The 3,818-nt window shown below is 66.7% G+C and carries 4 protein-coding genes; 1 reads left to right on the forward strand and 3 read right to left on the reverse strand.

What is annotated here, in order from left to right; translation table 11 throughout:
* From VD972_RS35070 to VD972_RS35080, 3 genes are all read right to left on the reverse strand, one after another.
* A partial coding sequence (locus VD972_RS35070; RefSeq protein ID WP_324993167.1) for an AtpZ/AtpI family protein occupies positions 1-267 on the reverse strand: 267 nt, incomplete at its 3' end.
* 153 nt (positions 268-420) lie between these two features.
* Positions 421-1,839, reverse strand: a complete 1,419-nt coding sequence (locus VD972_RS35075) for a putative metal-binding motif-containing protein (protein ID WP_324993168.1) — start codon at positions 1,837-1,839, stop codon at positions 421-423.
* 85 nt (positions 1,840-1,924) lie between these two features.
* A complete protein-coding gene (locus tag VD972_RS35080) occupies positions 1,925-2,155 on the reverse strand; it encodes a hypothetical protein (protein ID WP_324993169.1) in 231 nt (76 codons plus the stop codon).
* Positions 2,156-2,481: 326 nt separating this feature from the next.
* On the opposite strand from VD972_RS35080, the gene VD972_RS35085 reads away from it, so the two are divergent.
* The coding region (locus tag VD972_RS35085; protein ID WP_324993170.1) for a hypothetical protein at positions 2,482-3,818 on the forward strand (1,337 nt) is incomplete at its 3' end.

Genomic DNA, 3,818 nt, shown 5'->3' on the forward strand with positions numbered 1-3,818 from the left:
CTTCTTCTTCCCCAGCCGGGTCATCTCATGGAGGAACCCGTAGAAGCCCACCCCGATCCCCAGCACACTCAACCCCACCAGCAGCCAGGGCGTCGTCCCCAGCCACCGGTCCAGAAACAGGCCCCCGAAAACGCCCACCACCGCCCCGCCCACCATCTTCCACACCGCGGCGATGTAGGGCATCGCTGCCTGCATCTGCCGGGCGGTGGAGCCCAGCTCGCTGCCTTCCTTCCCCTTCTCACCCTGGTCCCGGGGCTCCTCTGCCATCAGCCGCCTCCCCAACTCCCGGGAAAACCTCAGGTTTCCGCCTCACGCCCGCCCAACCCGATCCACGCGCGCGCGCCGCTTAACACTGAAGAGACAGGGTACGCAACCGCTACCGCTCGGCAGCGGGCGGAGCGGCACCAGCCAGGGTTTCGGCTACTGGAAGCCCAGCTTGATGAAGTTGACGTCGAAGGAGACGCTGGGGGTGCCCGCGTCGCTGGGCTCGATGAGGATCTCCACCCGCTTGACGCGCCGCAGGTCCAGCGCGGTGCTGCGCTCGATCCACCCTCCGGCGGTCCCTCGGCCGATGGGCAGCACGGTGTTCACCTCGATGCCGGCGTAGGGCAGCAGCGGGTTGACGCCCCCATCCATCGCCGGCACGTAGCGGGCAAAGCCCTCTTCGCTGCACAGGACGATGACCGGCTGCCGGTGGGGGGACCAGGCGGGGTTTCCGTTCCCCGCCATCCGGTGATCAAAGCGGATGGCCAGGGAGTTGTTGGCGCGGGTCAGGTCCCAGGTGCCCGGCGCCTCGAACCAGGCCGCATGCGAGGAGGGACGCGAGCCGCTCCACACGTTGCTGGCGGAGAAGGACTCGGGGACGCCCCCGTCCCAGAACCGGAGGCAGCTCGGGTTGCCGCCGCTGAAGTTGGCGCGGGTGTCCAGCGCGCCGCGCTCGCCGGTGGAAGTCAGGAGCAACAGATCCGTGGGGCCGCCGCAGTCTGGACGCTCGTCCACCCCGTTCCTGCAGTTGTTGTCCGTGCCATCGCACACGTCCAGCGCGTCCGGGTTCTTCGTGGCGCTGGTGTCGTCGCAGTCCTGGGAGTTGACGACGTAGCCCTGGGGCTGCACGCAGGCCTGCCGCTGCATGTCCGCGCGGCCGAAGCCGTCATCGTCCGCGTCGCGGTACCACGTCTCCGTGACTCCTTCATCGGGGATGCCGTCGCAGTCATCGTCCATGCCGTTGCACTCCTCCTCGGCGTTGGGATGGATGCGGGGGTTGCGGGGCTGGCAGTCGGCGGGGGCCTCCACGAAGCCCGGGGAGAGCCTGCACAGGGTCTGCGGCTGGTTCGTGTCGCCGTAGGAGTCATTGTCCTCGTCGCGGTAGTACAGGCCGCCGTCGAAGCCCTCGTCGAACTGGCCGTCGCAGTCGTTGTCCAGGCCGTCGCACTGCTCGGGGGCGCCGGGGAAGGTGAGGCTGCCACCGGCCGCGGGGTTGTCGTTGCAGTCGTCCGAGTTGGTGACGACGCGGATCGACTCGGGGAGGGCGCAGCGCAGGAGCGGCTGGGCGAGGTTGCCGTAGGTATCCCCATCCTCGTCGCGGAAGTAGGGGGTGGCGGCGCCACCGTCGGCGCACAGCCCGCCGTCCAGCACTCGGCCGAGGCAGAGCGGCTCTCCTCGCTCCGAGCAGCAGACTCCGTCGTCGCAGACGAGGCCTCCATCCCCACACTCGGTGTCGTCGGCGCAGCTGTAGTAGCCGTCCTGCGGCGGGGCCTCGTAGCAGGCGCCGGCAAGCGCGAGGCTCACGCCGAGGACGAGGAGCGCGGAGCTGGCAAGGCGTTGCGGAGAGGTGGACATGGGCGCCGGAGGCTCCTTGGGAGCCCCTATGGTACCCGACTGGAGGCCTGCCCTGAATCTGCCTCACCCACTCTTCCAGGACCTGTCAAAGGAGATCCTTTTCTGGCTGAATGTCGTCTAAGCCCAGTTCCTCCAAAGTGATCCCAAAAGCCGGAGCTTGTTGCTGCATCAGGGAGATGACTTCGTGGAATGCCATCAGACGTCCAAGCGCAAATGCGCGCTCGTCCTCTGGTGCAGTTTTACTCTCCTCCTTGGCTTCCAGAGCCTTCTCCTTGAGCAGGACACCTAGATCGCGAACATAGAGGTCGACGCTCATGTCGGGCCGCTCCCTAGGGCTTTCTTCAATAGCCCTTCGAGGATTTCTAAGTCTTAGAAGAGCTGGTGGTACATCCCGCGTTCCACAGGGACGACCCTGTGGTCCTTGCATTTCCACGACAGGTGCTCCACCTCATTGCACGTGACGAGCGACTGGTGAGTCTTATCTGGGCAGGGCGCTTCGACCCACTGATGCCGAGTGCCGAAGCCCGGGCGTGGGCAATTAAGGTCGTGAACGCCAGTAGCTCTCGTCAGTAAACGTAGGAGGCACACGTGCACCGCTCAGTCGTCCATTGGGAGAGTAGCGTCCCTCCGTGGCGCCGCGCGATGGCCTTGCTCATGGCAGTGGCGCTGGCGAACGGGTGCGCGACCGTTGGCACCGGGGGCAGCGGCCGGCCAGCTGAGGTGCCACTGGATGTGGACGAGGACGTGCTGGAGCAAGGCGCCAAGGCCGAGGCCACGAGGGCCGTCGCGCAAGTCTGGGCCGTCGCTCGCAGCGTGCGCGCGGTAGGAGCACGCTTGTCTTTTTCTTTCTGGGCGGAGCGCGGCGCGCTGACGCTCACGGGCTACGCGGCCACCGGGCACGATGGCTCCGTGGGCCATGCGGTGGATGATGAAGCCCTCCGACACACCTTGAGCACCGTTCTCAAGAGCTTCGCTCAGCGGCATACAGGTGCGGTGGAAGTCATCCTGGAGCGGCTCGAGATGGGATGGCGTGTCGGGTACAGCCGCCTGCCTGGGTCACGTCCGCTCGAAGCGAAGACGCTGCCGGTGCGAAGCGATGTCCTGCCGCTGGACCCCGAGGAGTCGGTCACCGAGGGCCTGGCGAAACTCCTGAAGGCCCTCCATGTCCCTGAAGGGGCAGAGGCCCACGTGGAGGTGGCGGCGCACCTGGAAGACGGGCGTTTGGAGGAATGGGAAATCGAACGCTTCGAGCTCGTGCGCCAAACCACGGCGGGAGCGCGGTGGGAGCCGACGGCACGCGCGGTGGACGAAGCCGCCTCTGTGGTGCTGCCTTTTACCGAGGGGATCGGCGAGCGGACCCTGCGCCTGAGCTTGAGGCTCGTGAGCCCCCGAGGCTCACCCTGGATGAGCGGGCAGGTGGAGGTGGCACGAGTGGTCCATGCGCCACCTCCTCCAGAAGCCAACGCCGAGTTCGTCGCTGAGTACCGGTTGCTGGTGGAGGACATCCTTCGGCGCTGGCGTGAGGACACGAAGGAAGGCGCGAAATGGGTCGCGCGTCGGGGAGTCGAGGAGCTGGCCCTCTGGTATGCGTTCGGCATCCTCACCAAAGGTGTGGGGTGGCTGGGGGCTCGGACGCTTCCCACGGTAAAGCTGGCGCTGAGCCGCGGTGGAGAGGCAGCGGCTGGATGGCTGCGCACCACGTTGAAGCGCGTACCGGTGGAGCGAAAGCTCGCGTTCGAACGGCTGTGGACGAAGGCTCACCTGGAGGGCAAGCAAGCCCTCTCCAAGGGCGAGCGTGCAGAGCTGCGCGAGCTGATGGAGGGCATCGAGCAGCTCGTCAAGACACCCCTGGATCCCACGGCCAAGAGGAAGCTTCGCGATGCGGCCCGCGAGTCCTATAAGCGGTCCCACCCTCGCTTCGCAAAGCTGCTAGACGAAAAAAGTACGGACCTTCCCATCCACCATCGGTGCCCGCTGGA

The sequence above is a fragment of the Hyalangium sp. genome (assembly GCF_035629615.1).
Taxonomy (GTDB): Bacteria; Myxococcota; Myxococcia; order Myxococcales; family Myxococcaceae; genus Hyalangium.